The organism is Rhodococcus opacus, assembly GCF_012396235.1.
Lineage (GTDB): Bacteria > Actinomycetota > Actinomycetes > Mycobacteriales > Mycobacteriaceae > Rhodococcus_F > Rhodococcus_F opacus.
In genome coordinates this window covers 117,069-141,805 of the sequence record NZ_JAAXPA010000002.1, presented here as the reverse complement: position 1 = coordinate 141,805, position 24,737 = coordinate 117,069, and the positions used below count along the sequence as shown (strand labels likewise).

General features: G+C 67.5%; 26 protein-coding genes. 12 read left to right on the top strand and 14 right to left on the bottom strand.

The genetic code is table 11. The features are described 5' to 3' along the window. Positions 1 to 39: 39 nt before the first annotated feature. Together HGB39_RS02640 and HGB39_RS02635 are read left to right on the top strand one after the other, a co-directional pair. Positions 40 to 1,008, top strand: a complete 969-nt coding sequence (locus HGB39_RS02640) for a helix-turn-helix transcriptional regulator (protein WP_005561741.1) — start codon at positions 40 to 42, stop codon at positions 1,006 to 1,008. Positions 1,009 to 1,115: 107 nt separating this feature from the next. Further along, positions 1,116 to 1,550, top strand: a complete 435-nt coding sequence (locus HGB39_RS02635) for a hypothetical protein (protein ID WP_005255447.1) — start codon at positions 1,116 to 1,118, stop codon at positions 1,548 to 1,550. Positions 1,551 to 1,639: 89 nt separating this feature from the next. Here the strand turns inward: HGB39_RS02635 and HGB39_RS02630 are convergent, their stop codons facing one another. The 4 genes from HGB39_RS02630 to HGB39_RS02615 all read right to left on the bottom strand — a co-directional run bounded on the left by HGB39_RS02630 (position 1,640) and on the right by HGB39_RS02615 (position 5,631). Beyond that, positions 1,640 to 1,843: a cold-shock protein gene (locus HGB39_RS02630; protein WP_005255446.1), complete on the bottom strand. Its 204-nt coding sequence runs from the start codon at positions 1,841 to 1,843 to the stop codon at positions 1,640 to 1,642. A 621-nt stretch (positions 1,844 to 2,464) separates the two neighbouring features. Further along, on the bottom strand, positions 2,465 to 3,355 hold the full coding sequence (rsmA, locus tag HGB39_RS02625; protein ID WP_005561740.1) for a 16S rRNA (adenine(1518)-N(6)/adenine(1519)-N(6))-dimethyltransferase RsmA: 891 nt from the start codon (positions 3,353 to 3,355) through the stop codon (positions 2,465 to 2,467). 10 nt (positions 3,356 to 3,365) lie between these two features. Continuing rightward, on the bottom strand, positions 3,366 to 4,493 hold the full coding sequence (locus HGB39_RS02620) for a resuscitation-promoting factor (RefSeq protein ID WP_005561739.1): 1,128 nt from the start codon (positions 4,491 to 4,493) through the stop codon (positions 3,366 to 3,368). Positions 4,494 to 4,515: 22 nt separating this feature from the next. Next, positions 4,516 to 5,631 (bottom strand): resuscitation-promoting factor, encoded by a 1,116-nt coding sequence (locus HGB39_RS02615; protein ID WP_005255438.1) that lies wholly within the window; start codon positions 5,629 to 5,631, stop codon positions 4,516 to 4,518. A gap of 241 nt (positions 5,632 to 5,872) precedes the next feature. On the opposite strand from HGB39_RS02615, the gene HGB39_RS02610 reads away from it, so the two are divergent. Together HGB39_RS02610 and HGB39_RS02605 are read left to right on the top strand one after the other, a co-directional pair. Continuing rightward, positions 5,873 to 7,342 carry an amino acid ABC transporter substrate-binding protein/permease gene (locus HGB39_RS02610; RefSeq protein ID WP_373418917.1) on the top strand — a complete coding sequence of 490 codons (1,470 nt, stop codon included), beginning with the start codon at positions 5,873 to 5,875 and terminating at the stop codon, positions 7,340 to 7,342. Then, positions 7,339 to 8,109 carry an amino acid ABC transporter ATP-binding protein gene (locus HGB39_RS02605; RefSeq protein ID WP_005255433.1) on the top strand — a complete coding sequence of 257 codons (771 nt, stop codon included), beginning with the start codon at positions 7,339 to 7,341 and terminating at the stop codon, positions 8,107 to 8,109. Before HGB39_RS02610 ends, HGB39_RS02605 begins: the two co-directional genes overlap by 4 nt. Before the next feature lie 50 nt (positions 8,110 to 8,159). On the opposite strand, the gene HGB39_RS02600 is transcribed toward HGB39_RS02605, so the two are convergent. Next, complete coding sequence (locus tag HGB39_RS02600) at positions 8,160 to 8,600, bottom strand: DoxX family protein (RefSeq protein ID WP_005561737.1); 441 nt, start codon at positions 8,598 to 8,600, stop codon at positions 8,160 to 8,162. A gap of 139 nt (positions 8,601 to 8,739) precedes the next feature. Next, positions 8,740 to 9,582 carry a TatD family hydrolase gene (locus HGB39_RS02595; protein WP_005561736.1) on the bottom strand — a complete coding sequence of 281 codons (843 nt, stop codon included), beginning with the start codon at positions 9,580 to 9,582 and terminating at the stop codon, positions 8,740 to 8,742. 35 nt (positions 9,583 to 9,617) lie between these two features. Between HGB39_RS02595 and HGB39_RS02590 the strand changes: the two genes are divergently transcribed. From HGB39_RS02590 to HGB39_RS02580, 3 genes are all read left to right on the top strand, one after another. Further along, entirely contained in the window at positions 9,618 to 10,511 is an 894-nt protein-coding gene (locus HGB39_RS02590; protein WP_005561735.1) for an SDR family oxidoreductase, read from the top strand. A gap of 53 nt (positions 10,512 to 10,564) precedes the next feature. Further along, on the top strand, positions 10,565 to 12,124 hold the full coding sequence (metG, locus tag HGB39_RS02585) for a methionine--tRNA ligase (RefSeq protein ID WP_005561734.1): 1,560 nt from the start codon (positions 10,565 to 10,567) through the stop codon (positions 12,122 to 12,124). A gap of 108 nt (positions 12,125 to 12,232) precedes the next feature. After that, a complete protein-coding gene (locus HGB39_RS02580) occupies positions 12,233 to 13,408 on the top strand; it encodes a DUF2786 domain-containing protein (RefSeq protein WP_005561733.1) in 1,176 nt (391 codons plus the stop codon). Between the two features lie 14 nt (positions 13,409 to 13,422). Here HGB39_RS02580 and rsmI read toward each other — a convergent pair whose 3' ends face one another. Next, on the bottom strand, positions 13,423 to 14,253 hold the full coding sequence (rsmI, locus tag HGB39_RS02575; RefSeq protein ID WP_054248094.1) for a 16S rRNA (cytidine(1402)-2'-O)-methyltransferase: 831 nt from the start codon (positions 14,251 to 14,253) through the stop codon (positions 13,423 to 13,425). 74 nt (positions 14,254 to 14,327) lie between these two features. On the opposite strand from rsmI, the gene HGB39_RS02570 reads away from it, so the two are divergent. Continuing rightward, positions 14,328 to 15,836 carry a dolichyl-phosphate-mannose--protein mannosyltransferase gene (locus HGB39_RS02570; protein ID WP_005563058.1) on the top strand — a complete coding sequence of 503 codons (1,509 nt, stop codon included), beginning with the start codon at positions 14,328 to 14,330 and terminating at the stop codon, positions 15,834 to 15,836. An 89-nt stretch (positions 15,837 to 15,925) separates the two neighbouring features. Here HGB39_RS02570 and HGB39_RS02565 read toward each other — a convergent pair whose 3' ends face one another. The 4 genes from HGB39_RS02565 to HGB39_RS02550 all read right to left on the bottom strand — a co-directional run bounded on the left by HGB39_RS02565 (position 15,926) and on the right by HGB39_RS02550 (position 19,261). After that, on the bottom strand, positions 15,926 to 17,557 hold the full coding sequence (locus HGB39_RS02565; RefSeq protein WP_372448444.1) for a BCCT family transporter: 1,632 nt from the start codon (positions 17,555 to 17,557) through the stop codon (positions 15,926 to 15,928). Positions 17,558 to 17,647: 90 nt separating this feature from the next. Next, a complete protein-coding gene (locus HGB39_RS02560) occupies positions 17,648 to 18,079 on the bottom strand; it encodes a DoxX family protein (RefSeq protein ID WP_005563060.1) in 432 nt (143 codons plus the stop codon). A gap of 65 nt (positions 18,080 to 18,144) precedes the next feature. Then, positions 18,145 to 18,519, bottom strand: a complete 375-nt coding sequence (locus tag HGB39_RS02555) for a GntR family transcriptional regulator (protein ID WP_005563062.1) — start codon at positions 18,517 to 18,519, stop codon at positions 18,145 to 18,147. Between the two features lie 58 nt (positions 18,520 to 18,577). Beyond that, a complete protein-coding gene (locus HGB39_RS02550; RefSeq protein ID WP_005563063.1) occupies positions 18,578 to 19,261 on the bottom strand; it encodes an SDR family oxidoreductase in 684 nt (227 codons plus the stop codon). 95 nt (positions 19,262 to 19,356) lie between these two features. On the opposite strand from HGB39_RS02550, the gene arsC reads away from it, so the two are divergent. Further along, the gene (gene arsC / locus HGB39_RS02545; RefSeq protein WP_005563065.1) at positions 19,357 to 19,704 is read left to right on the top strand and encodes an arsenate reductase (glutaredoxin); all 348 of its coding nucleotides are present in this window, start codon (positions 19,357 to 19,359) and stop codon (positions 19,702 to 19,704) included. A 68-nt stretch (positions 19,705 to 19,772) separates the two neighbouring features. On the opposite strand, the gene HGB39_RS02540 is transcribed toward arsC, so the two are convergent. Continuing rightward, positions 19,773 to 20,990: an arginine deiminase gene (locus tag HGB39_RS02540; protein WP_005563072.1), complete on the bottom strand. Its 1,218-nt coding sequence runs from the start codon at positions 20,988 to 20,990 to the stop codon at positions 19,773 to 19,775. 107 nt (positions 20,991 to 21,097) lie between these two features. On the opposite strand from HGB39_RS02540, the gene HGB39_RS02535 reads away from it, so the two are divergent. After that, positions 21,098 to 21,628: a nitrobindin family protein gene (locus HGB39_RS02535; protein WP_005563074.1), complete on the top strand. Its 531-nt coding sequence runs from the start codon at positions 21,098 to 21,100 to the stop codon at positions 21,626 to 21,628. Between the two features lie 42 nt (positions 21,629 to 21,670). Then, positions 21,671 to 22,150 (top strand): redox-sensitive transcriptional activator SoxR, encoded by a 480-nt coding sequence (soxR, locus tag HGB39_RS02530; RefSeq protein WP_005563077.1) that lies wholly within the window; start codon positions 21,671 to 21,673, stop codon positions 22,148 to 22,150. A gap of 3 nt (positions 22,151 to 22,153) precedes the next feature. Here the strand turns inward: soxR and HGB39_RS02525 are convergent, their stop codons facing one another. Together HGB39_RS02525 and HGB39_RS02520 are read right to left on the bottom strand one after the other, a co-directional pair. Next, positions 22,154 to 22,648: a DUF2505 domain-containing protein gene (locus HGB39_RS02525; RefSeq protein ID WP_005255411.1), complete on the bottom strand. Its 495-nt coding sequence runs from the start codon at positions 22,646 to 22,648 to the stop codon at positions 22,154 to 22,156. 50 nt (positions 22,649 to 22,698) lie between these two features. Beyond that, on the bottom strand, positions 22,699 to 23,142 hold the full coding sequence (locus HGB39_RS02520; protein ID WP_005563079.1) for a GNAT family N-acetyltransferase: 444 nt from the start codon (positions 23,140 to 23,142) through the stop codon (positions 22,699 to 22,701). 124 nt (positions 23,143 to 23,266) lie between these two features. On the opposite strand from HGB39_RS02520, the gene HGB39_RS02515 reads away from it, so the two are divergent. Continuing rightward, positions 23,267 to 24,721 carry a wax ester/triacylglycerol synthase domain-containing protein gene (locus HGB39_RS02515; RefSeq protein WP_054248092.1) on the top strand — a complete coding sequence of 485 codons (1,455 nt, stop codon included), beginning with the start codon at positions 23,267 to 23,269 and terminating at the stop codon, positions 24,719 to 24,721. Positions 24,722 to 24,737 lie beyond the last annotated feature (16 nt).

Sequence of the window (24,737 nt, the reverse complement as noted above, 5' to 3'; positions counted from 1 at the left end):
GGACAGAAGATGTCCTCTATCGATGGCATCCTGAGGTGCATGCGGGAAACTTCGGCACGACTCCTCCGGCTGCTGTCCCTGCTCCAGACCCGAAAAGACTGGTCCGGGGCAGAACTCGCCGACCGGCTCGGCATCACCCCACGCACGGTTCGGCGAGACGTGGAGAAACTCCGCGACCTCGGGTACCCCGTCGACGCGACGGTCGGGGTGGGCGGTGGCTACCAGCTCGGCGCGGGCGCGGAGATGCCGCCCCTGCTGCTCGACGACGAGGAAGTCCTGGCCGTCGCACTCGGCCTGCAGTCCGGCGCGACCGGCTCCGTGGTCGGCATCGGGGAGGCGTCGATGCGAGCGCTCACCAAACTCCGGCAGGTGATGCCGTCCCGGCTGCGACACCGCCTCGAGGCGCTGCAGGTCGACGTGGTCCACCGCGAGCCCGCGAAGAGCGCCGTCGACGCGCAGGTCCTGTCGGCCGTCGCCTCGGTGTGCCACAACCACGAACGACTCCGATTCGACTACAGCACCCACGACGGCACCGAGAGCCGGCGTGAAGTGGAGCCGTACCGGCTCGTCCGGTCAGGGCTGCGCTGGTACCTCGTCGCCTGGGACCTCACCCGCGCGGACTGGCGGTCGTTCCGGGTGGACCGCCTGACACCGAAGATCCCGACGGGACCGAGGTTCGTACCCCGTGAACTGCCGCCCGGCGGCGCTGCCGAATTCGTCGCACACGGAATCAACCGGGCCGTCACCCGGATCCGCGCACGGGTACTGCTGCACGCGTCGATCGACGAGATGGCGACCCTGGTCCACGAAGACTGGGGAACTCTCGAAGAAATGCCCGACGGACGATGCGCGGTGGCGCTCGGCGGCGACTCCGTGCCGTCGATAGCCAACTGGCTCAGCGCATTCGGCGTCGACTTCACCGTCCTCGACCCTCCTGAGCTGCGCGAAGAGTGCCGACGGGTGGGTGAGCGTCACCGCCTCTTCGCCGACCGCTACGGTAACGCCTGACCGAGACGCCGTTCAGCCGTCACCGCGGACCGAAAATCCGTGGGAACCGAACGGTCCTGCGCGGCGTCCAACCAGGTGACGACAAGGAAGGGTCGGGGTAGTCGGGGATGCAGCACACGATTGTCGAGGAGGGGCGCGCGCGGGCGCCTGCGGGGGCGGGAACAGTCGGGAAGGTGCTCGTCGGGGGCCATCTGGCGCTCGGGGGCGCAACGGTGGTGATCATGGCGTTCTCGTTGGCGTTCGTGTGCACCCTCGACAACGGAACCCAGCCGTGGACGTGGCCGAGCAGGTATTCGACGGCCTGGTTCGTCGCCACGACCATCCTCGCCACCACTCTGTGGGCGCTCTTCGTCACGGGTGTGGTGATCTTCTCGTCGAGGCCCCGGCGGGCACTCGGCACGGCCACGTTCTTCGTCGCCGCCGCACTCGGAGCCGCTGCGGTGATCGGGCTGTTCGGTCCGTCGGAGAATTCCGCGCTGCAACTCTGGCTCGTCTGCGCGATGAATCTCGGGTATCAGGCCGCTCACCTGCGGTCCGCGTAGTCGGTCGGAAACGAGTCAAGGCCCCACTCTGACGAGTGGGGCCTTGCTCGAACGTCATGTCCCGGCGAACCGGGAAGTCATGGCCGTTCTCAGATCAGGGTGACGCCGGTGGCCTGCGGGCCCTTGTTGCCCTGGCCGATCTCGAACGAAACGCGCTGATTCTCCTCGAGCGTGCGGAAGCCGCCGCTCTGGATCTCCGAGTAATGGACGAACACGTCAGCGCTGCCATCCTCGGGGGCGATGAAGCCGAACCCCTTCTCGGAGTTGAACCACTTCACGATGCCCTCTGCCATGTAAATCTCCTCTAACACAGTAACTTCTTCAAGCAACCGGCTCGGTTACCTGGGTCATTGAACACGACCGTCTATGACAATTCCTGTGGAGGACGTCCAAACGCTCGCAACCATCGATTTGCGAGCGTGGGAAACACAAACACAAAACTTACGACCTCCAATAGTGAACCACACATCCGGTCGGTTGTCTCCCCCGGGCTGAACTTGCGCAGGTCAGGTAATGAAATTGGCGTACACACCGGGAGCAACGGGTGCCACGATCCCGTCCGGCGCCCACGGCGCACCCTGACCGGGGAGACGGTTACGCTCCCCGTCACCGACACCACGACGGTCCCGCTGCCGGTGGGCACGACGCGCTCGTCGTAGAAGCCGGCGAACTGCGGAAAGTCCTTGCTCACCCGGTACGAACCCGAGGCCCGGTATTCATATCGACCCAGCCGACCAGGAGTTCACCGTGCACATCGGTCAGCCCCGCGTAGGCATTCGAGCGGACGAGCGCCGACCCCGGTCGTCCCGGAACCGGCCACGTCTGACCCTGCACCGTCGAGAACGGCGGAATGCCGATGACCGTGGGGTGCCCCCCCTGTGAGTACTTATCAACGTCCCGCGGTTAACAAGTACTCACGGCTGGGTGGCGGCGAGACGCACGAAGGCCGCGGCGTCGAGGGTCTCGCCGCGGGTGGACGGTGCGATGCCGGCCTCGAGCAGTCGCCGCTCCGCCTCCGCGGGCGAACCCGCCCAACCACCGAGCGCGGCTCGTAAAGTCTTGCGGCGCTGAGCGAAAGCCGCATCGATGACGGCGAACACGCGGCGGCGGTGTTCGTCGTCGACGGGCCACGGCGGTTCGGCGTACCGGTCGATGCGCACCAGACCCGACTCGACCTTCGGGACGGGCCAGAACACTGCGCGCCCGACGGCGCCCGCGCGTCGCACGGCGCCGAAGAAATTGGCCTTCACGCTCGGCACACCGTAGATCTTGCTGCCCGGGGACGCCGCCAGCCGGTCGGCGACCTCGGCCTGCACCATCACCACAGCGGTTCGGAGACTGGGAAGTTCGGAGAACAGATGCAGCAGCACGGGCACCGCCACGTTGTACGGCAGGTTCGCAACGAGAGCCGTGGGCTCACCGGGGATCTCGGACGGCTTGACCCGCATCGCGTCCGCGCCGACCACGGTCAGCCGGTCCGCGAGTTCCGGTGCACGGTCGGCGACCGTGACCGGCAGCCGTGCCGCGAGGTTGGGGTCGATCTCGACGGCGATCACCTTGTCGACGACATCGAGTAGGGCCAACGTCAGCGAACCGAGCCCGGGACCGACCTCGAGCACCGTGTCCTCGCGTCCCACGCCCGCGGTCGCGACGATGCGGCGCACCGTGTTGGCGTCGTGCACGAAGTTCTGCCCCAGCTGCTTGGTGGGGCGCACGCCGAACTCCTCGGCTAACGCGCGCACCTCGGCGGGGCCGAGGAGTGCGGCCTGACCGCGAGCGACGGGGGGTACTTCGGCTTCGGACACCAGGCGAACTTTAACGCACGCCGAGCCTGCCCGAGCACGACGGCCACGCTCCCCAGCCCTGCGTCTTCTGCGTCTTCGACGCGACGGCGATCTGCTCCTCACGGGTGGCGAGGTCGGCGCGCGGCGCGTACTTGAGTCCGCCCTGACGCTCCCACGTGTTCTGGTCGAACTGGACGCCGCCGAAGAATCCGTTGCCGGTGTTGATAGCCCAGTTGCCGGTGGCCTCGCACTGCGCGAGCGCATCCCACACCGAACCGTTCTCGACGGGCGGCACCTCGGTGCCCGGCTTCGCGCCGACACGGATCACCTTTGGCTGTGCCGGCGTCGTGACCGTCGCGGACACCTGGCTGCGTCCGACTTCCTTGCCGTTGACGGTGTTGACCGCGAACGTGACATCCTGGACACCGGGCAGTCCCGGATTCTCGACCACGGTGCGGCTCTTGTTCATCGTCGGGTCCTCGATGCGCTGCTCCTCCGGAGCCAGCGGCAACGTCTCGACCTTCGTCTCGGTGCGGTCGCGCGTGACGGTCACGTCCATGCCGTCGGTCAGCGGCGTGTCCGCGGCCGGGACGACGGTGTCGGCCTGCTCCAGCGGCGCGCCGTGCGCGGCGAGGAAGTCCCCGACCGTCGGCGCGGCCATGCGCACGTCGGTGACCGGCAGCGCGCCGTCGGCGAGCTTGACGACGAGCGGATTGAGCACGTCGAGGGCCGCACCGTCGAGCGGGAGTCGCTGCGAACGGGACGCGGACACGTGCACGTCCTCGCCGAGTTCGAACTGCTTCAGTGCGTCCTCGACGGTGAGCGCGGTGGTCCACACCGTCTTGGGCTGACCGTCCACCGTCAACGACACCTCACGCGCGCGGCGCAGCACCACGGTGTCCCCGTCGGACAGGGTCGCGTCGCGCTCCGGCGCCACGACGTCGCGGTCGCTGATCGAGTACCCGGCGTCGGACAGTGCGGCGTCGACGCTCGTGGTCATGGTGCTCAGCGAGATCTTCTCGCCGTCCACGTCGAGTGTGACGTTCTTGTGCCGGACCACGGCCATCACTCCGCCTGCGATCAGTGTGGCGAGAAGCAGGGCCACCACGGCGTAGAGCAGCGGCGAGCGAGCCGAATTGATCTTCGCGAAGGGCGACATCGTGTTCCTTTACTTCAGACCGTCAGCGGAGTCCGAGCTTGCTGGTGCACGCGGGCCATGCGCCCCAGCCCTGCGCCGCCTGGACCTTCTCGGCGACGGAGATCTGCTGTTCGCGGGATGCGAGGTCGGCGCGGGCGGCGTACTGGCTTCCGCCGAACGCTTCCCAGGTGCTCTGGGTGAACTGCAGTCCGCCGAAGAATCCGTTGCCGGTGTTGATGGCCCAGTTGCCGGTGGCCTCGCAGTGCGCGATCGAATCCCAGGTGGAGGCGTTGGAGATGGCGAGTTCCTTCACGCCGACCTTGACCAGTGCCGGCGCGGGCTCGCGGAGCACCTGCGAGCTGAGTTCCTGACGTCCGGCCTCGACACCGTTGACCGTCTTCACGGATGCGGTGACGGTGCGCTCGCCGGGGACTCCGGGGTTCTCGACGACGGTCTTGCCCTTGTCGAGCGCGGGATCCTCGACGCGATTCTCGGGCGGTGCGATGGGCAGCGTCTCGGTGCGCGTCTCGGTGCGGTCGCGGGTCACGTGGATCTCGGCGCCTTCGACGACGGGGGCGTCGGCGGGTGGAACGACCGTGTCGGCTTGCTCGAGCGGCGCGCCGTTGGCCGCGAGGAGCGCACCGACGGTGGGGGCTGCCAGTCGGACGTCCGTGAGCGGTGCGCCGCCGTCGGCGACCTTGACGAGCTTGGCGTTGACGACCTCGAGCGCGGTGCCCTCCAGCGGCAGGCGCTCGGAGCGGGACGCCGAGACGTGGACGTCGTCGGCGAGTTCGAACTGCTTCAGCGCGTCGTCGACGGTGAGGGCGGTGGTCCACACGGTCTTCGGCTGCCCGTCGACCGTGAGGTCGATCTCGCGGGCACGCCGCAACACCACGGTGTCGCCGTCGGAGAGCGACGCGTCGGCAGCGGGGGCGACCGCGTCACGCTCGCTGACGGTGTATCCGGCGTCGTCGAGCGCGCCGCCGACGTCGGAGGCCATCGTGCCGAGCGAGATGGTCTCGCCGTCGACGTCGAGCGTGACGGTCTTGTGCCGCGCCACTGCCAGCGCACCGCCCACGACGAGCGTCGCGAGCAGTGCCGCGACGACTACGTAGAGAAGGGGCGATTTGGCGTTGTTGATTCTGGCTAAAGGCGACACATGAAATCCCAAGGCTGGCGAAGGTTTGATCACGGTACGGTAACGAATCGGCGATGGTCTGGCAACTTTGCCGCTACGACCTGCGTGCGAGATCACGAAAAGGTTGAGATCGGGGACAGTTTTCACTTCACCGCGGCGAAACGCTTCTGGTCCGGACCACGTGCGAAACGCAGTATCTTGCGACATGCACCAAGAGGCCCGGAAGCGACCGGGCACTACCGACTGAGAAAGCTGGGGTTCCGTGCGCAGCAGATCCGATCGACTTCTGAGACTCGTCAGACGTCCGAGAGTGCCCGCGGTGATCGCCGCGCTGACGCTGCTCGTCACACTCGTCGCGCCCGGCCTCGCCGGCGCACAAGAGCCCGCTCCGGGCAACAACTACACGATCGCCACCGACATCACGTTCGCCCCGTTCGAGTTCCAGGACGAGAGCGGCAAGCTCGTCGGAATCGACATGGACCTCCTCGCCGCCATCGCCGAGGACCAGGGGTTCACCTACCAGGTCAACCCCGTCGGATTCGACGCCGCGCTCCAGGCGGTCACGGGCGGTCAGGCCAACGGCATGATCGCCGGCATGTCGATCACCGACGCCCGCAAGGCGACGTTCGACTTCTCCGATCCGTACTTCGAGTCGGGCGTGCAGATGGGCGTGCTCGAGAGCAACGACTCGATCACCTCGTACGAGGACCTGCGCGGCAAGTCCGTCGCGGTCAAGAACGGCACCGAGGGCGCCACGTACGCGGAGTCCATCAAGGACCAGTACGGCTTCACCACCAAGTACTTCGCCGACTCGTCGAGCATGTTCGACGAGGTCCGCACGGGTAACTCGGCGGCCGTGTTCGAGGACTACCCCGTCCTCGCCTACGGCATCAAGCAGGGCAACGGCTTCAAGACGGTCACCGACAAGGTCCCCGGCGCCAGCTACGGGTTCGCCGTCGCGAAGGGCCAGAACGCGCAGCTCCTGCAAGAGTTCAACACCGGGCTCGCCAACCTGAAGGCCAGCGGCCAGTACGACGAGATCCTCGACACCTACCTCAACTCCGACGCATCCGACGACGACAACTCGATCCTGGGCCTGATCAAGAGCACCTACCCGCTGCTGCTCGAGGGCCTGTGGCTCACGATCGTCCTGACCGTGGTCTCGATCGCCATCGCGCTCGTCCTCGGCGCGATCTTCGGCCTGTTCCGGGTGTCGACCAACATCGTCCTGCGCGGCATCGGCACCACCTATGTCGACGTGTTCCGCGGCACCCCGCTGCTGGTGCAGGCGTTCTTCATCTACTTCGGCATCCCGGCGGCACTGGACTTCCAGATGTCGGCGTTCACGGCGGGCATCATCACGCTGAGCCTCAACGCAGGCGCGTACATGGCCGAGATCGTGCGCGGCGGCATCCTGTCCGTCGACAAGGGCCAGATGGAAGCGTCGCGGAGCCTCGGCATCAGCTACCTGAAGTCGATGCAGAAGGTCGTGATGCCGCAGGCCGTGCGGACGATGATCCCGTCGTACATCAACCAGTTCGTGATCACGCTGAAGGACACGTCGATCCTGTCCGTGATCGGGCTCGCCGAGCTCACTCAGACCGGACGGATCATCATCGCCCGCAACTTCCAGTCCTTCAACATGTGGCTGATCATCGGTGTGATGTATTTCATCATCATCATGGCGTTGACGAAGCTGTCGAACCGGCTCGAGAAGAGGATCAACAAGTGACCGAGACACCGGTGACAGAGAACAAGGCCGAGACCGCCGACCCGAAGATCCGGGTGAAGGGCCTGAAGAAGTCGTTCGGCGACAACGAGGTCCTCAAGGGCATCGACGTCGACATCGCGAGCGGTGAAGTGGTCTGCGTGATCGGCCCCTCGGGCTCCGGCAAGAGCACGTTCCTGCGCTGCCTCAACCGGCTCGAGGACATCACGGACGGCAAGGTCGTGGTCGACGGGTTCGACGTGAGCGACAAGAAGATCGACATCGACCGGGTGCGTCAGCACATCGGCATGGTCTTCCAGCACTTCAACCTGTTCCCGCACATGACGGCGATCGAGAACGTGATGCTCGCGCCCGTGCAGACCAAGCGCGCCTCCAAGGACGAGGCGCGGGCGACGGCGGTCCGGCTGCTCGAGCAGGTCGGGTTGGCGGAGAAGGCGGACGCGAAGCCGGCGAACCTGTCCGGTGGGCAGAAACAGCGCGTCGCGATCGCGCGGGCCCTGGCGATGAACCCGGACATCATGCTGTTCGACGAGGCCACCAGCGCGCTGGACCCCGAGATGGTGGGCGAGGTGCTGCAGGTTCTGCGCGACCTCGCGAAGGGCGGCATGACGATGGTCGTGGTCACCCACGAGATGGGCTTCGCCCGCGAGGTGTCCGACCGGGTGATCTTCATGGCGGACGGCTACGTGGTGGAGGAGGGAACTCCGGAGCAGATCTTCGGCGACCCGCAGCAGTCCCGCACCCAGGACTTCCTGAACAAGGTCCTCTGACACGTGAGTGGCGAAGCGTGCCGGGGGACGCTTCGCCACTCACATGGGGGTCAGACGGTGGCGCGTTCCTTCGCCGCCCACGGCACCTTGTCGCCGAGCAGTCCGTCGACACCGAATCGGCCCGATCCGACGACGGCGAGCAGCAGTGCGCCGACGCCCAGCGCCAGCACCAGCTCGTAGCCGCCCTCGCTCGCGAAGATTCCCTTGTCGGCGTGCACGAGGAAGAAGGCGCCGACCATGTCGAGGAAGAGCAGGATGCCGAAGATCGGGACGGCCGCTCCGATGATGAGTGCGATTCCGCCGATCAGCTCGATCCACGTCGCGAGGAATGCCGAGATGCCGGGAACCGGAACTCCCATGGCCTCGAAGCCGGCGGTCGTGGCGTCGAGGCCGTTGGTGAAGGCCTTCTGCCAGCCGTGGGCGAGGAAGATGATGCCGATGCCCACGCGGGCGACGAGGATTCCCAGGCTTCGGACTGCGGGGTTGTTCATGGATGTGCCTTTCATCGTGGTGTCCCCGCGCGACCGGGACGACCGTTAGTTGAACAGGCAACGATCCTAAGTTCTCTAAGTTGAAACTTCAACATAGGGCCCTTCGGCCCTGTGCGCGCTCGACGAGTCCAGGGACTCACTAACCACTCACGGGCCGGAGGCCGTACACGCGCTCGGCGGTCGCGGTGGACGCCTTCGCCAGGTCGTCCGGATCCTCGCCACGGATCTCGGCGAGCGCCCGGACCGTGTACGGCAGGCAGTACGGCTCGTTCGGGGCGCCCCGGAACGGGTGCGGAGTGAGGAACGGCGCATCCGTCTCGACGATCAACTGATCCGACGGCACCAGCGGGGCCGCTTCCCGCAAGGCCTTCGCGTTCTTGAAGCTGACCGTGCCGGAGAAGCTGAGGACGTAACCGGCGTCGACGCACTCGCGCGCCATCTCGGCGTCCGAGGAGAAGCAGTGGAAGATCACCGTCTCCGGCGCACCCTCCTCGCGCAGCACCTGCAGCAGCGCCCGGTCGGCCTCCCGGTTGTGGATCATCAGCGTCTTGCCGAGCCGCTTCGCGAGGTCGATGTGCCAGCGGAAGCCCTCGGTCTGCTCGGGGACCGTGGCGCAGCCGTCGAGTTTCCCGGGCCAGTAGAAGTCGAGTCCCGTCTCCCCCACCGCGACCACCCGGGGATCGCCGGCGAGTCGCTCGATCTCCGCCCTCGTCGCGTCGTCGAGCACGTTCGCCCTCGTCGGGTGGATGGCCACGGCCGCGTAGACGCGGGGATCCCAGTGCGCCGCGTCGACGGCGAACTGCGCGGCCGCCAGGTCGTCGGCCACCGTGACCACCCGCTCCACCCCGACCGCGGCGGCCCGGTCGACGATCGCCGTGACGCTCGCGGCGTCCGAGGCACCACACGCATCGAGGTGGGTGTGCGAATCGACGAGCGGGAACAGCGGCGCAGGGGCTTCCGGGGCGGGACGGTCTTTGCTCATGCGGACATTGTCGACGCCGCCGCCGCACGTGTCACATGCGGTACTTTCTCCCGGACGGGGAGGGAGCCGTGTCCATGACTTCGAGCTCGATGAACGGCCGCGTGATCGCCGTGACCGGCGGTGCCAGAGGAATCGGGCGGGAGATCGCCCGACAGCTGGCGCTGGCCGGCGCCCGGGTCGCGATCGGCGACGTCGACGGCGCCGCCGCCCGCAGGACGGCGGACGAACTCGGCCGGACGGGCGGGACAGTGGAGGGTCTCGAACTGGACGTCACCGACACCGCGTCGTTCACGGCATTCCTCACAGCCGTCGAGGATCACTGGGGCCCGATCGACGTGCTCGTCAACAACGCGGGCGTGATGTGGGTCGGGAAGTTCGACGAGGAACCCGACTCCGCGACGGATCGGCAGCTCGCCGTCAACCTGCACGGTGTGATTCGCGGGGTGAGACTGGCGGCGCCGGCGATGCGTGAGCGCGGCCGCGGCCAGATCGTCACGGTGGCGTCGCTGGCGTCGAAGGTCGCACCACCCGGCGAGTCGACGTACGCCGCGACGAAACACGGCGTCCTCGGCTACCTGACCGGTGTGCGCGAGGAGCTGCGCGGGTCTGGTGTGCGGATCTCGGTGATCATGCCCGGTGTCGTCGACACCGAACTCGCGGCCGGAACCGCGACGGGCGCGGCAAGACTGCTCACGCCGGCCGACGTCGCGAAGACGGTCGTCGCGGTGATCCACCGGCCCCGGTTCGAGGTCACCATCCCCCGGTACGTCGGTCCGCTGGCCCGGCTGGTCACCGTCTTTCCGCAGTTCGCCCGCGACTTCGCGATCCGCCGGATGGTTCCAGACCAGGTCAGGTCCACGAACAAGTCGGCCCGCGCGGCGTACGAGTCACGCGCCGTCACCGACGAGGACGACACCGGACCGGCCTAGAACCCGAATCTGCGCGTCACGAAACGGCAGCGCGCAGATAGAGTGGTCGCACCATGAATGCTGCTGATTCCACCGCCTCGCGGCCACCTTTCTATCTGACGACGGCGATCGCGTACCCCAACGGCGTCCCGCACATCGGCCACGCCTACGAGTACATCTCCTCCGACGCCCTCGCACGCTTCAAGCGCCTGGACGGGTTCGACGTCTACTTCATGACGGGAACCGACGAGCACGGCCTGAAGATGCAGCAGACGGCGGCCAAGGAAGGCATCGACGTCCGTGAGCTCGCCGCACGGAACTCGGACGTGTTCGAGGCCATGGACAAGACGTTGAACATCTCCTTCGACCGGTTCATCCGCACCACGGACGCCGATCACGAAGAAGCCAGCAAAGCGATCTGGCAGAAGATGCTCGCGAACGGCGACATCTACCTCGACACGTACTCGGGCTGGTACTCGGTCCGCGACGAGGCGTTCTACACCGCGGCCGAGACCACGCTGCAGGACGACGGTTCACGCCTGTCCACCGAGACGGGCACCCCGGTCGAGTGGACGGAGGAGTCCACGTACTTCTTCAAGCTGTCCGAGTATCAGGACAAGCTGCTCCGGCTGTACGAGGAGAACCCCGACTTCATCGCACCTGCGACGCGGCGCAACGAGATCGTCAGCTTCGTCAAGGGCGGGCTGAAGGACCTGTCGATCTCTCGCACGACGTTCGACTGGGGCGTTCCGGTCCCCGACCATCCCGAGCACGTCATGTACGTGTGGGTGGACGCGCTCACCAACTACCTGACCGGCGCGGGTTACCCGGACACCGACTCCGAGCAGTTCGGCAAGTTCTGGCCGGCGAACCTGCACATCATCGGCAAGGACATCACCCGGTTTCACACGGTGTACTGGCCGGCCTTCCTGATGTCGGCGGGAATCGAGTTGCCGAAGCGCGTCTTCGTGCACGGATTCCTCTACAACAAGGGCGAGAAGATGTCGAAATCGGTCGGCAACGTCGTCGACCCCGTCGCCATGGTGGAGCAGTACGGCCTCGACGCCGTGCGCTTCTTCCTGCTCCGCGAGATCTCCTACGGTCAGGACGGCAGCTACAGCCACGAGGCCATCGTCACCCGGATCAACGCCGACCTGGCGAACGAACTCGGCAACCTCGCGCAGCGGTCGCTGTCGATGGTCGCGAAGAACTGCGACGCCCAGGTCCCGGCCGCCGGCGAGCTGACCGAGGACGATACGGCGATGCTCGCGCAGGCGGATGCGCTGCTCGAGCGGGTTCGCGCCGAATACGACGTGCAGGCACTGCATCTGGCGCTGGAGACGATCTGGTCGGTTCTGGGCGAGACCAACCGGTACTTCTCCAAGCAGGAGCCCTGGGTTCTGCGGAAGACGGATCCGGAGCGGATGGCGACGGTGCTGTACGTGACGCTCGAGGTGGTGCGGATCGTCGGCATCCTCGTGCAGCCGGTGATGCCGGACGCCGCGGAGAAGATCCTCGACCTGCTCGGCCAGAAGGCCGATGCGCGGCAGTTCAGCGACCTTCCGACGCGCATCGTGGCGGGCACCCCGTTGCCCGCGCCGTCGGGCGTGTTCCCGCGTTACGTGGAGGACTGATCCACGCGGGGTCCGTTCGTGTCGGACCCCGCATGCACACTCTCCCCCATGACGCCGAATAGAACATACATTCGATCTCCTCACGGTGGATTCGGGAACGGAGCGCGCGTGTTCGACGACGAAGTGAGCCCTCAGGCCGCAGCGGCGGTCCACACCCTGATGGGTGAGTTGTCGGCCGCGTACGAGCGTGGGTGGCAGCCCGCCGACGTCGTGCATCTGGCGCGGAGATCGAAGGAGCCGTCCGAGGCGGCGCTGGCGGCGGCCCTGGTGCTGCACGAGGCGGAGCGCACGCGCGCCGCACACCGGGCGCCGCGGGACTGGGTGGAGCAACTCCGCACCATCGGCGAGCAGTATCCAGGCGCGTCGCACCTGGCGGGGCGGGTTCCGGTCGACGGTCCCGACGTTCGGGCGCTCGCGGCCGGACTGTTGTTCGAAGACCCGTACCACTCCGTCTACCAGCTCACCGACCTGTCGCTGACGTGGACGAATCTGCCCGGCTGGACGGTGCTCGCTCCCCCGCCGTCGACGTGGCCAGTCGTGCGGGTCGCCGACCCGGCCGCGGCGGTGCCGGGCGAGACCGAGGCCGACGCGAAGGTGCTCAACAGGATCCGCGGTTTGCTCGCGAAGGCCGAGGCCACCGATTTCGCGGAGGAGGCGGAGACCTTCACCGCGAAGGCGCAGGAATTGATGACGCGCTACGCGATCAACGCCGCTCTCCTCCACACCCAGAACGGGGTGGGCAACACGGCGGTGCACAGTCGCCGCATCCACCTGGAGAATCCGTACGTCAAGGAGAAGGTGCACCTTCTCACCGAGATCGGCGACTCCAACCGGGTGCGCACCGTGTGGTTCAGTTCCCTCGCCATCGCGACCGTGGTCGGAACCCCCCTCGACCTCCAGCAGGTCGACATGCTGTTCACGTCGCTGCTCGTGCAGGCGACGCGCGCAATGCAATTCGCGGACGCCGACAGTCGCAGTGGTTCCCGCACCACGTCGTTCCGCAAGGGTTTCCTCGCGGGCTTCGCCAGTCGCATCGGGCAGCGGTTACGCGACGCCGACAGCCGGGCCACGGCCGAAGCCGCCGACGAGGCGTCAATTCCCGTCGACGATCTGCTCCCGATTCTGGCCACCAAGTCCGAGGCCGTCGACGCCGAGTTCGACCGTCTGTTTCCGCGTACCAAGAAGGCGCGCGGCAGGGCCGTCGACGCCAACGGCTGGTACGCCGGGCAGGCGGCCGCCGACGACGCCTCGCTGGCTCCCGGGGAGCGTGCCCTCCGGCGGTAACTCTCGCAGGCCGCCTAGTCCTTCCGGGAGGCCAGCACCGTTTCGTAGAGTTCCCGCTTCGACACACCGGTGGTGGCGACGAGCGCGCACGCGTCCTTGAGCCGGGTGCCGTCCGCGACGAGTCGCTCCACCTCGTCGACGAGGTCGGCGGGGTCGGACGCGACGAGCGTGGCACCCTCCACCACCACCGTGATCTCGCCGCGGACACCCTCGGCGGCCCACTCGGCGAGCTCGGCGAGGGTGCCGCGGCGGACCTCCTCGTACGTCTTGGTCAGTTCCCGGCAGACGGCGGCGCGGCGGGTTCCACCGAGCACCTCGACCGCGTCGGCCAGGCAGTCGGCGAGCCGGTGCGGCGCCTCGAAGAACACGCAGGCGCGTTGCTCGGCGACCAGTGCCTGCAACCACGTCTTGCGCTGGCCCTGCTTCCGGGGTGGGAAGCCGTCGAAGCAGAACCGTTCGACGGGCAGCCCGGACAGCGCGAGCGCCGTCGTCACGGCCGACGGTCCGGGCAGGCACGTCACCGCCAGATCCTCGGCCACGCACGCCGACACCAGCCGGTACCCGGGGTCGCTGACCGAGGGCATGCCGGCGTCGGTGACGAGGAGAACGGTCTTGCCGGACGCGACATCGGCGACGAGCGCGGGCAGCCGGGCCGTCTCGACCTGGTCGTAGAAGCTGACGACCTTGCCGGTGATCGTCACGTCGAGAGCGGAGGCGAGGGCTTTGGTGCGGCGGGTGTCCTCGGCGGCGACGACGTCTGCCGTCTCCAGCGCCGTACGCAGCCTCGGCGAGGCGTCACCCACGTCCCCCATCGGTGTTGCGGCGAGCACTAGGCGACCAGTCATGACCCACAGCCTACGATTGCGGCGTGACGATGCTGACGGACGAGCGACCGACGCCCTCCGCACGACAGCCGTCCATGGTCGGACCGGCGCCGCTCGTGCCGCCCCCCGACTTCGGTCCAGTCGACCGCGCCCGCGGCTGGGTGGTCACCCTGTTCGTCACGGCGATCGCGGCGATCACCCGGTTCACGATGCTCGGTTACCCGACGGACGCGGGCACTCCCGTGTTCGACGAGAAGCACTACGCGCCGCAGGGCTGGCAGGTGCTCACCGGCGGCTGGCTCGAGGACAATCCCGGTTACGGGCTGGTGGTGCATCCGCCGATCGGCAAACAGCTGATCGCGATGGGCGAGGCGATCTTCGGCTACAACGGCTGGGGTTGGCGTTTCGCCTCCGCGGTGGCCGGCACGATCATGGTCCTCCTGGTGATCCGCATCGTCCGCCGGCTCACCCGATCCACTCTGATCGGCGGCCTCGCCGGGATCCTGCTGGTCGCGGACGGCGTCACGTTCGTGTCCTCCCGGCTCGGCATGCTCGACATCTTCCTGGCACTGTTCGCCGTCGCCGCTCTGGGCTGCCTGATCGTGGACCGCGACCAGGTCCGCGAGCGGATGGCCCGCGTATACGACGAGGGCCGGATCGGCGACAGCGACTGGGGCCCACGCCTCGGTGTGCGCTGGTGGCGATTCGGCGCCGGGATCATGCTGGGTCTCGCGTGCGGCACCAAATGGTCGGGCGTCTACTTCATCGTGTTCTTCGGGCTGCTCAGCGTCGCATTCGACGTGTCGGCCCGACGCGCCTACGGGGTGCGGCGCCCGTGGTTCGGTGCCGGCGTCCGCGACGTGGGCCCGGCGCTGTACGCGCTCGTCGTCGTGCCACTGTTCGTGTATCTCGCCAGCTACTGGGCGTGGTTCGCCAGCGAGACCGGCGTGGACCGGCATGCCGTGGGCAACGAGATCGGGACGGGCGGCCCCTGGTCGTTCGTGCCGGGCGCGCTCCGCTCGCTGTGGTACTACAGCGGCAACGTCCTCGAGTTCCACGAAGGCCTCACCAATTCGGCGGGCAATCATCACCCGTGGGAGTCGAAGCCGTGGACGTGGCCGATGGGTCTGCGCCCGATGCTGTACTACTTCGCCGAGGGCGATCACGTCACCGGCTGCGGAGCGTCGAGTTGCGTCAAGGCCGTCATGCTCATCGGGACGCCCGCCATGTGGTGGCTGGCACTGCCGATGCTCGCGTGGGCGCTGTGGCAGACCGTGGTGCGGAAGGACTGGCGGTACGCCACCGTCCTCACCGCCTACGCCGCCGCGTTCCTGCCGTGGCTGACCACCCTGGACCGCCAGATGTACTACTTCTATGCGGTGGCGCTGGCGCCGTTCATGGTGATGGGTCTCGCGCTGGTCCTGGGCGACATCCTGGGAAGCGCGAAGGCGTCGTTCGAACGCCGGACCACCGGCCTGCTCGCCGTCTGCCTCTATGTGGGGCTCGTGGTCGCCAACTTCATCTGGTTGTGGCCGATCCTCACGGCCGTCCCGATCACCCCGGACACGTGGCAGCACCAACTGTGGCTTCCCAGCTGGCGCTGACCCCGGAATTATCCCAGCTGGCGCTGACCCCGGAATGAGTCGAGCCGCCCGGGTCCCGTGGGACACCGAGCGGCTCGCAGACTGTTTCTCTAGCGGGACGAGATCCGGTCGCGACGACGTTTGGCCGCCACTCTCCGCATCTCTCTCCGCATCTCCCGGCCGTCGACGATCATCTGGTCGCGTGACAGATCCTTGTAGAGCGAGAAACACAACCCGATCATCACGAGGACGAACGGCGCCGCGGCGATGATCGTCATCGTCTGCAGTCCGTCCAGCGCGGTGTCGCCGCCGGTCCACAGGATGAGCGCGGCCACGCCTCCGGTGAGCACACCCCAGAACACGACCACCCAGCGCTGCGGTTCCAGCGAACCGCGCTGCGACAGGGTGCCCATCACCATCGATGCGGCGTCGGCGCCGGAGACGAAGAAGATCCCCACGAGGATCATCACCAGGACGGTCGTGATGCCGGTGAGCGGCAGGTGATTGAGCATGCCGAACAGCTGACCCTCCTGGGTGTCCTGTCCGGCGAGGTCGATTCCGTCACGCTGCTCGCTGATTCCGGCACCACCGAAGATCGCGAACCACACGAGGCTCACGGCGCTCGGCACCACGATCACGCCGACCACGAACTGGCGGATGGTCCGGCCACGGCTGATGCGTGCCAGGAACATGCCGACGAACGGGGTCCAGGAGATCCACCACGCCCAGTAGAAGATGGTCCACGAGGACAACCATTCGCCGGTCGCCGGATCGGACGACGCTCCGGTGCGGGCCGACATCTGCGCGAGCTGCGCGGCGTAGGCGCCGATCGTGGTGGGCAGCAGGTTGAGGATCAGGACCGTCGGCCCCACGACGAACACGAAGAGGGCCAGGATGACGGCGAGCACCATGTTGGTGTTGGAGAGCCACTGAATTCCCTTCGCGACACCCGACACAGCGGATGCCACGAACGCGAGGGTCAGCAGGGCGACGATCGCGACCAGCAGAAACGTGCTGACCTCCGACATCCACCCGACAACCTGGAAACCGGACCCGATCTGTAGTGCGCCGAGGCCCAGCGAAGCGGCGGTGCCGAACAGCGTCGCGAAGATCGCGAGAACGTCGATGAACTTGCCGATCGGCCCCTCGGCGCGACGGCCGAGCAGCGGGATGAAGGCGGAGCTGAACAGCTGCTTGCGACCCTTGCGGTACGAGCCGTACGCGATCGACAGTCCGACAACCGCGTACATCGCCCAGGGGTGCAGGCTCCAGTGGAACATGGTGGTGGCCATCGCAGTTCCGATGCCACCGTTGGAACCCGGAGGGGGTGTCACGTAGTGCGCGAGCGGTTCGGCGACACCGAAGAACATCAGTCCGATGCCCATGCCGGCGCTGAACATCATCGCGATCCAGCTGACCGTCCGGAACTCGGGCTGCTCGCCGTCCTTTCCGAGCGGGATGTGACCGAACTTGCTGAACGCGAGCCACAGTGAGAAGAGGACGAACCCGCTCGCCGACAGGACGAACAACCAGCCCATGTCGGTGACCAGCCAGTCGAGTGCCTTACCTGTCGTGGTGTCGAGATTGTCGGGGGCCACGAGCCCCCAGACGACGATTGCCGAGACCGCGGCGGCAGCGGCGGAGAACACGACGTGGTCGGTGCGAACACCGACCCGTTTGAGCCCTCCGCCGGCGCTCGCGCCAACGGTCTCGGAACCTTGATCAGGCAGATCAGTATTCATTGCCATGAACAACTACGTTGGTCATTTTCGATGGTAAAAGCAAGCTAGCCCACCGCTTCACACCGAATCGAGACCCGGTGGGCAGTATCGTTACGCTGCGGTTTTTCCCCATCCCGAGCCTCTTCCGAGAAGCCCGTCGATGCTGAGGCGTCCGGCACCGATCACGGCGAGAAGTAGCGACCCGACGCCGAGTGCGACGACGAGTTCGTACCCTCCGTTCGCGACGAAGACGCCCTTGTCCGCGTGCACCAGAATCAGCGCTCCGAGCATGTTGAGAAACAGCAGGATTCCGGCGATCGGTGTGGCCACTCCCACGATGAGAGCAAATCCACCCGCGAGTTCGATAGTGGCGGCCGCAACAGCCGAAATGTCGGGCAGTGGGATGCCCATGTCCGCGAACGACGCCTGTGTGGCCTTCACTCCGTAGTCGAAGAACTTCTGCCAGCCGTGCGCGACGAAGACGACGCCGAGTCCGATCCGGGCAATCAGTAGTGCGAGGTCGCGGAAGAGTGCGGAAGCCATACCGAGCGTCTACCTTTCTGGGGTCACACCTTCTGGGGTCACACCTTCTGGAGACGGCACCGACCTCATTCGGCGCCGCGGAGAGCGGACTGCACGAAGCCGAGGATCTCCTCGTCGGACACCCCCAGCTTCCGCAGTTCCTGCACATACCCTGTTGCGGCCTTCTCGGCCCGGGCGCGAATGGGGTCACCGCCGCTCGCGATGAACGTGCCCTGCTTGCCCCGGGTTTCGATGACACCCTGCTCGCCGAGTTCCCGGTACGCCTTGGCGACCGTGTTCGGTGCGAGACCCACCTCGACGGCGAGCGCGCGGACTGTGGGTATCTTCGTTCCCGCGATCAGCTGCCCACTGCGCACCTGCTCGATGATCTGTAATCGCAACTGGTCGAACGGGGCGGTCGACGAATCCGGATCGATGTCGATGTCCACGGCCGGCGCCACCTCCGTTGTTCCACGCGTTGTATCAGACCGTAGTTGCGCGGTTGCGGCGCCGCAATGCTTACACCGCGGCGACGGCCTCCTCGATCGGTGTCGGACCGGACGTCAGCATGAGCGTCTTCTTCGCAGTCTCCGGGTGATCCAGAAGCGCCGCGATCACTGCGGCGACGTCGGCGCGCGGGACGGTGCCGCGCTCGAGAGGAGGCGGAGTGAGCGTGACGTGACCCGTCGGGTCGTCGTCGAGCAGACCGCCCGGGCGGAGAATCGTCCAATCGAGGTGGGTCCGGGCGCGCAGGTCTTCCTCGGCGGCCGTCTTCGCGACGAGGTAGGCCGCGAACACGTCGTCGGTGCCCTCGGGGATCGGCTCCCCCGCCCCGAACGAACTGATCTGGATGAATCGCCGCGTTCCCGCCTTCTCGGCGGCGTCCGCGAGGAGAACCGCGGCCCCGCGATCGACGGTGTCCTTGCGGGCGATACCGCTGCCCGGGCCTGCGCCTGCGGCGAAGACCGCGGCGTCCGCACCGACGAGCGTCTTCGCCACGTCGTCCGCGCTCGCCGTCTCCAGATCGATCACCACCGGTTCGGCGCCGAGCGCCGCCACCTCGTGCTCGTGATCGGGGTTGCGGATCAGCGCGACCGCTCGGTCACCGCGCGCGGTGAGAATCTTGATGAGGTGACGGGCGATTTTCCCGTGTCCACCCGCGATGACGATGCGCTGCGGGGTCGCGTCCCTGTGTTCGGCCATGATCGGTCTCCCTCTTTCGTCGACTATTCACTAGTTACTCCTCTCCTTCAGCGCTCCCTGCGGGCGGGTTTGTTCCCCGGTGCAGAATGTCGGGTATGGCGAACACCGCGACCATCTACCACAACCAGCGATGCAACACGTCCCGCACCGTCCTCGGACTGATCCGGGACGCGGGCATCGAGCCGGCCGTCGTGAAGTACCTCGAGACCCCGCCCTCGCGGGACGGGCTGCGCAAACTTCTCGACGACGCCGGGCTGAAGCCGAGCGAGGCGATCCGTAAGAAGGAGGCCGTCTTCAAGGAGCTCGGGCTCGCCGAGGCGTCCGAGGACGAACTGCTGGAAGCGATGGTGGACAACCCCATCCTCATCGAGCGACCGATCGTCGTGACGGACAAGGGCACCGTCCTCGCCCGCCCGGCCGAGAAGGTCCGCGAGGTCCTCTAGGCGCTGCGCGCCCGTGCGCCTTTCTGGTTGCTCCGACTACCAGAAAGGCGCACGGGCGGCGGAGCCGCCTACAGCGGGTCGCGGGCCACCGGACAGGACATGCAGCGGGGTCCGCCGCGACCCGACCCGAGTTCGGAACCGGCGATCCGCAGTACCTCGATTCCCGACGCCTCGAGCCGGGCGTTGGTCTCGACGTTCCGTTCGTACGCGACGACGACGCCGGGTGCGAGTGCGAGCGTGTTGTTTCCGTCGTCCCATTGCTCGCGTTCGGCGGTGACGTTGTCGAGTCCGGTGTCGATGACGCGCAGTTTGCCGATGCCCATGGCCTCGGCGGCGGCGGCCAGGAACGGGTCCGCTCCGCGGATCGACACGCCCTTGTCCTCGCGGTGAATGGTGAACGCCGACAGCGTGTCCTGAATGATCGGGTACATCACGACGGCGTCGTGGTCGACCATCGTGCAGACGGTGTCGAGGTGCATCGACGCCCTGGCCTGCGCGATGGGGACCACCAGCACGGTGTGTGCCAGTTCGTCCTCGAAGACGCTGCGCGCCAACGCCTCGGCGCCTGCCGGCGTGGTGCGCTCCCCCACTCCGACGGCGACGACTCCCGGTGCGAGGAGCAGGACGTCGCCGCCTTCGACGGGAGCCGTGTGGGATTCGTAGGCGCGCCGGGCGCCACGGAAACGCGGGTGATGGGCGTAGATGATGTCGGTGAGGGACGTCTCGCGGACGCGGGCGGGCAGGGCGAGGGACGTGATCGCCACGCGGGGTCCGATCCAGAACGACGAGTCCCGGGTGAACAGCAGGTTGGGCAGCGGGTCGATGACGAAGTCGCCGCCGTGGTGCATGCGCCGGACCAGCGACGCCGTGTTGGCCGCGACGGGCAGTTCGTCGAAGGTCATCCCCGCGGTGAGGATGGTGGAGAGTTCGGGGGCCGGGACACCGCGGAGGTGCGCGGCCAGTTCCTGCGCCAGGGTGTGCCCGAGTTTGCGCGGGTCGACGGCTGCGCCGATGCCCTGTATGCGGGCGGCGCCGCTGGCGCCGAGTGTCTCGGTGAGCAGGTCGGACAGCAGCAGGACCTCGACGCCGCGGCAGCGCAGGAGGTCTGCGAACGCGTCGTGCTCTTCCTGCGCGCGGTCCACCCAGGGCAGTCCGTCGAAGAGCAGTTGGTCGTTGTTGCGGGGCGTGAGCCGCTTCAGTTCGTCCCCGGGCCGGTGCAGGAGGACGGCACGCAGCTGCCCGACTTCGGAGTTGGCCCCCAGCGGTGCAGAACCGGACGCGTTCATGTCTAGACGGTAATGCCGGCGGGCCCGGCAGGCACGCTCAAACACTTCGCGGCCGACCGTGTCCCTCGGCGCCGCAGGCGAGTACCGTGAAACGGCGGAGGTATCTCATGGACGAGAACTCGACTCTCTCGCCGGCGCACTCGGATGCGGCGGCGAGTTCGCCTGCGAACACGCCCCCACTTCCGTCCGTTCCCTCCGCCCTGGCACCGTTCGCCGGTCTGTGGCGCGGCGAGGGGGAGGGCGCGTACCCGACGATCGACAACTTCGCGTACACCGAGGAGATCGAATTCGCCCCCACCGGTAAACCGTTCCTGGCGTACCGGTCTCGGACACGGGAGGCGGGCAGCGGGCGGCCGCTGCACTCGGAGTCCGGGTTCCTGCGGCTCGTCGCCGAGGACGAGGCGGAACTGCTCGTGGCCCAGCCGACCGGATTCACCGAGATCCACCGTGGTCAGATCCGGGAGGGGACCATCGAGTTGTCGATGGTGGCGCTGAGCGCGTCGCCGGACGCGAAACCGGTGCACAGCATCCGGCGACAGTTGTCGGTGCGCGGCGGCGACCTCACGTACGACCTGTGGATGGCGCACGACCTGACTCCGCTCACGCACCACCTGCACGGACATCTCCGCCGCGACTGACCTCGAGTATTGTTCAGGTAACCGCGTGAAAGGTTGCCTGTCGTGGAGATGCCCGAGTGGAGAGCCAAGGAACTGACGCCGGGACAGCTGTCGGAGCGCAGTGGCGTGGCGGTGTCGGCGTTGCACTTCTACGAGCGCGAGGGGCTGATCACCAGCAGGCGGACGTCCGGCAATCAGCGTCGCTATCGCAGGGACACGCTGCGGCGGGTCGCGTTCATCCGCATCGCCCAGCGGGTCGGGATTCCGCTGGCCGAGATCCGGGACGCCCTCGGGACCCTTCCCGAGGGCCGCACGCCGAACCGGAAGGACTGGGAGAAGCTCTCGACGCGGTGGCACGCGGATCTGGATCAGCGGATCGAGCAGTTGATCCGGCTCCGCGACAACCTGACCGGCTGCATCGGCTGCGGGTGCCTGTCGCTCGGGAGTTGCGCGATCGTCAACACCCACGACCGGCTGGGCACGGCGGGACCGGGTGCCCGCACGCTGGACGTCGAACTCGACGACCCGGCGTCCGGGGTGTGAGCGTCAGCTGTCGCCGAGCCACTTCTCGATCGCGTCGCGGTCCTGCCCGACCATGTCGCCGACCAGCTTCCTGACGAGGGACTCGATCTGTCCGCCGACGAGCGGAATCTTGACATGCACCGATCCGGCTACATCCAGGACGGTGACGTCGACCGACGCGCGGAGCACCGACGTGCACTCGATCTTCACCGGGATCCCGGTGGAGCTGCCACTGATCCGGCCGTCGGCGCGGTCACCGTCGAGTGCACCCCATTCGTCGGCACGCTCGACCTTCAGTTCACCCGAGACGACTTTGCGGACCAGCCCGGGGAGGGACGACGCGCCGATGGTGTCGCGCATCGTCGCCGTCAGGGTGCCGGGGCCGCGGCTGTCGTCGAGGGTGAGTTTCTCCGGCGCCTCTTCGAACCGATGCTGCCAGAACGCCCGATCCGTCACCGTCGCGTGCACCCGGTCGAGGGGGTACGCGATCTGTTCGGAGTATTCGAAGCTTTTCGCCATGTCGGCAGCCTACGACAACTCCGTGAGTGATGAAGGAGTCCGGAGACTCGTCAACCACGCACGGGCGCGGAGCGCCTCATCGGCAGGTGGTCGATACCCGCCTCGAGGTAGTTCTCACCGGTACTGCGAAAACCGTAACGGCCGTACCAGTTTTCGAGGTAGGCCTGGGCGGAGATCTCGATGGGTGCCGGGAACGCCTCGAACACGGCTTCGAGCAGTTGTCCCGCGAGCCCCCGCCCCCGGGCGGGGGCGGCGGTGGCGACCCGTCCGAGATGCAGTGTCGGTTCGTCGGCCAGCACCCGCAGTGTCGCGAGAACCTCGCCGTCCTCCTCCGCCCAGAACTGGGTGGTGGTCGGTTCGAGGTCGCGTCCGTCGAGTTCGGGTTCCGACACGATGCCCTGTTCGAAGACGAACACGTCGGTCCGCAGCACCATGATCCGGTAGAGCGTGGCCGGGTCGATCCTGTCGAGCGTCGCGTGGTGGAGAGTCGGCACGTCCTCACCTTGGACAGAAAGTCCGGTGCGTAATCCGCCGGAACCAGGGACGCGATCTGCGGGGCGGGTCCACACTGGAAAAGCAGCAGCTGAGGGCAACTCGAGCAACCGAATGAGGGTGGGCATGGCCGACGGCGAACCTCTGATACCGCCGAGTGCCGTCGACGTGGATTTCTCCGACGTCGCCTGGGGAGCGGACCGCACGATGTCCGACTTCGAGACCGGGATGTGGCGGATGGAGGAGGTGCAGCCGAAGCTGCGCTCACCGATCGTCGCGGTCGACGTGCTCGACAAACCGCCGGACTGGGACCGGCTGGTGCGCGCCCACGAATGGGCGTCGCACATGGTGCCGCGCATCCGGATGCGGGTGGTGGAGCCGACGTTGCGGCTGGGCAACCCGATGTGGTCGGTCGACCCCGAGTTCGATCTCGACTATCACCTGTCGCGGGTGCGCCTGCCGGAGCCGGCGACGTTCGACCACGCGCTGCGGATGTGCAGGCACATGGCGACCGAGCCGTTCGACCGCGCCCGGCCGCCGTGGAGCGCGATGCTCATCGAGGGACTCGACGACGGCCGCGCCGTCTACGTGGTGAAGACGCACCACAGCATCACGGACGGTCTCGGCGGCATCCAGTTGATGACGCTGCTGCACAGCAGGCGCCCCGAACCGTCGCCGGACAAACCGGATCGCCCTGCGCCGTTACCGGAGCAGATGTCGGGCGGCGGTGCCCTGTTCGAGCAGGCACTCGACAACGTGCGCAGCGCCCCCGGTCGTCTCGGCGGCTTGATCCGGGGCGCGGTGCGGACGGCGATGACCGTCGTCGGCGATCCGGTGGGCAGTGTCACGGAGGTTGCCGGTTACGCGAACTCCATCCGCAGGGTGGTGACCCCTCCCCCGACCACGGGTTCGGACCTGCTCCGCGACCGCGGACTGGGGCGCTGGTTCGGGGTGCTCGAGGTGAGTGTCGACGAACTGCGTTCCGCCGCTCACGTCGCCGGCGGGTCGTTGAACGACGCGTACGTGGCGGCCCTGTTGGGCGGGTTCCGCCGCTACCACGAATCGTTCGGCCACGACCTCGAGACGATTCCGGTGGGCATGCCGGTGAGCATGCGTTCGGCGTCGGATCCCACGGGTGGCAACCGGTTCGCCGCGGCCCGATTCGCCGGACCGGTCGGTGAGCGCGACCCCGTCGCGCGGATCGAGAAGGTGCGCGCGATCATCCTGGGGCTGCGCCAGGAACCCGCACTCGGACTGCTGGATTCGGCCGCCCCGCTCCTGGTCCGGCTTCCGACGGTGGTGCTGGCGAACTGGTACCTCTCGCAGTCGACGGGACTCGATCTACAGGCCAGCAACGTCGCCGGTGTCCCCGTGCCCGTGTACCTCGCGGGTGCCCGGATCGAGCGGATGTTCCCGTTCGGCCCGGCCCCCGGCTGCGCGGTCATGGCCACCCTCGTCTCCCACGTCGGCACGTGTTGCATCGGCGTCAATCTCGACACCGCCGCCGTCACCGAGCCGGCGCGGTTCATGTCGTGCCTGCAGGAGAGTCTCGACGAGATCGTCGAACTGGGCCGCGGGTGAAAGGAAAGGCTGGCGT

Excerpts from the sequence above, each read along its gene's own strand:
- HGB39_RS02640 (WP_005561741.1), top strand. The coding sequence starts at position 40 with ATGCGGGAAACTTCGGCACGACTCCTCCGGCTGCTGTCCCTGCTCCAG.
- HGB39_RS02635 (WP_005255447.1), top strand. The coding sequence starts at position 1,116 with ATGCAGCACACGATTGTCGAGGAGGGGCGCGCGCGGGCGCCTGCGGGG.
- HGB39_RS02630 (WP_005255446.1), bottom strand. The coding sequence starts at position 1,843 with ATGGCAGAGGGCATCGTGAAGTGGTTCAACTCCGAGAAGGGGTTCGGC.
- HGB39_RS02620 (WP_005561739.1), bottom strand. The coding sequence starts at position 4,493 with ATGTCGCCCTTCGCGAAGATCAATTCGGCTCGCTCGCCGCTGCTCTAC.
- HGB39_RS02600 (WP_005561737.1), bottom strand. The coding sequence starts at position 8,600 with ATGAACAACCCCGCAGTCCGAAGCCTGGGAATCCTCGTCGCCCGCGTG.
- HGB39_RS02595 (WP_005561736.1), bottom strand. The coding sequence starts at position 9,582 with ATGAGCAAAGACCGTCCCGCCCCGGAAGCCCCTGCGCCGCTGTTCCCG.
- HGB39_RS02590 (WP_005561735.1), top strand. The coding sequence starts at position 9,618 with ATGCGGTACTTTCTCCCGGACGGGGAGGGAGCCGTGTCCATGACTTCG.
- metG (WP_005561734.1), top strand. The coding sequence starts at position 10,565 with ATGAATGCTGCTGATTCCACCGCCTCGCGGCCACCTTTCTATCTGACG.
- rsmI (WP_054248094.1), bottom strand. The coding sequence starts at position 14,253 with ATGACTGGTCGCCTAGTGCTCGCCGCAACACCGATGGGGGACGTGGGT.
- HGB39_RS02570 (WP_005563058.1), top strand. The coding sequence starts at position 14,328 with ATGGTCGGACCGGCGCCGCTCGTGCCGCCCCCCGACTTCGGTCCAGTC.
- HGB39_RS02565 (WP_372448444.1), bottom strand. The coding sequence starts at position 17,557 with ATGAATACTGATCTGCCTGATCAAGGTTCCGAGACCGTTGGCGCGAGC.
- HGB39_RS02560 (WP_005563060.1), bottom strand. The coding sequence starts at position 18,079 with ATGGCTTCCGCACTCTTCCGCGACCTCGCACTACTGATTGCCCGGATC.
- HGB39_RS02550 (WP_005563063.1), bottom strand. The coding sequence starts at position 19,261 with ATGGCCGAACACAGGGACGCGACCCCGCAGCGCATCGTCATCGCGGGT.
- arsC (WP_005563065.1), top strand. The coding sequence starts at position 19,357 with ATGGCGAACACCGCGACCATCTACCACAACCAGCGATGCAACACGTCC.
- HGB39_RS02540 (WP_005563072.1), bottom strand. The coding sequence starts at position 20,990 with ATGAACGCGTCCGGTTCTGCACCGCTGGGGGCCAACTCCGAAGTCGGG.
- HGB39_RS02535 (WP_005563074.1), top strand. The coding sequence starts at position 21,098 with ATGGACGAGAACTCGACTCTCTCGCCGGCGCACTCGGATGCGGCGGCG.
- HGB39_RS02525 (WP_005255411.1), bottom strand. The coding sequence starts at position 22,648 with ATGGCGAAAAGCTTCGAATACTCCGAACAGATCGCGTACCCCCTCGAC.
- HGB39_RS02515 (WP_054248092.1), top strand. The coding sequence starts at position 23,267 with ATGGCCGACGGCGAACCTCTGATACCGCCGAGTGCCGTCGACGTGGAT.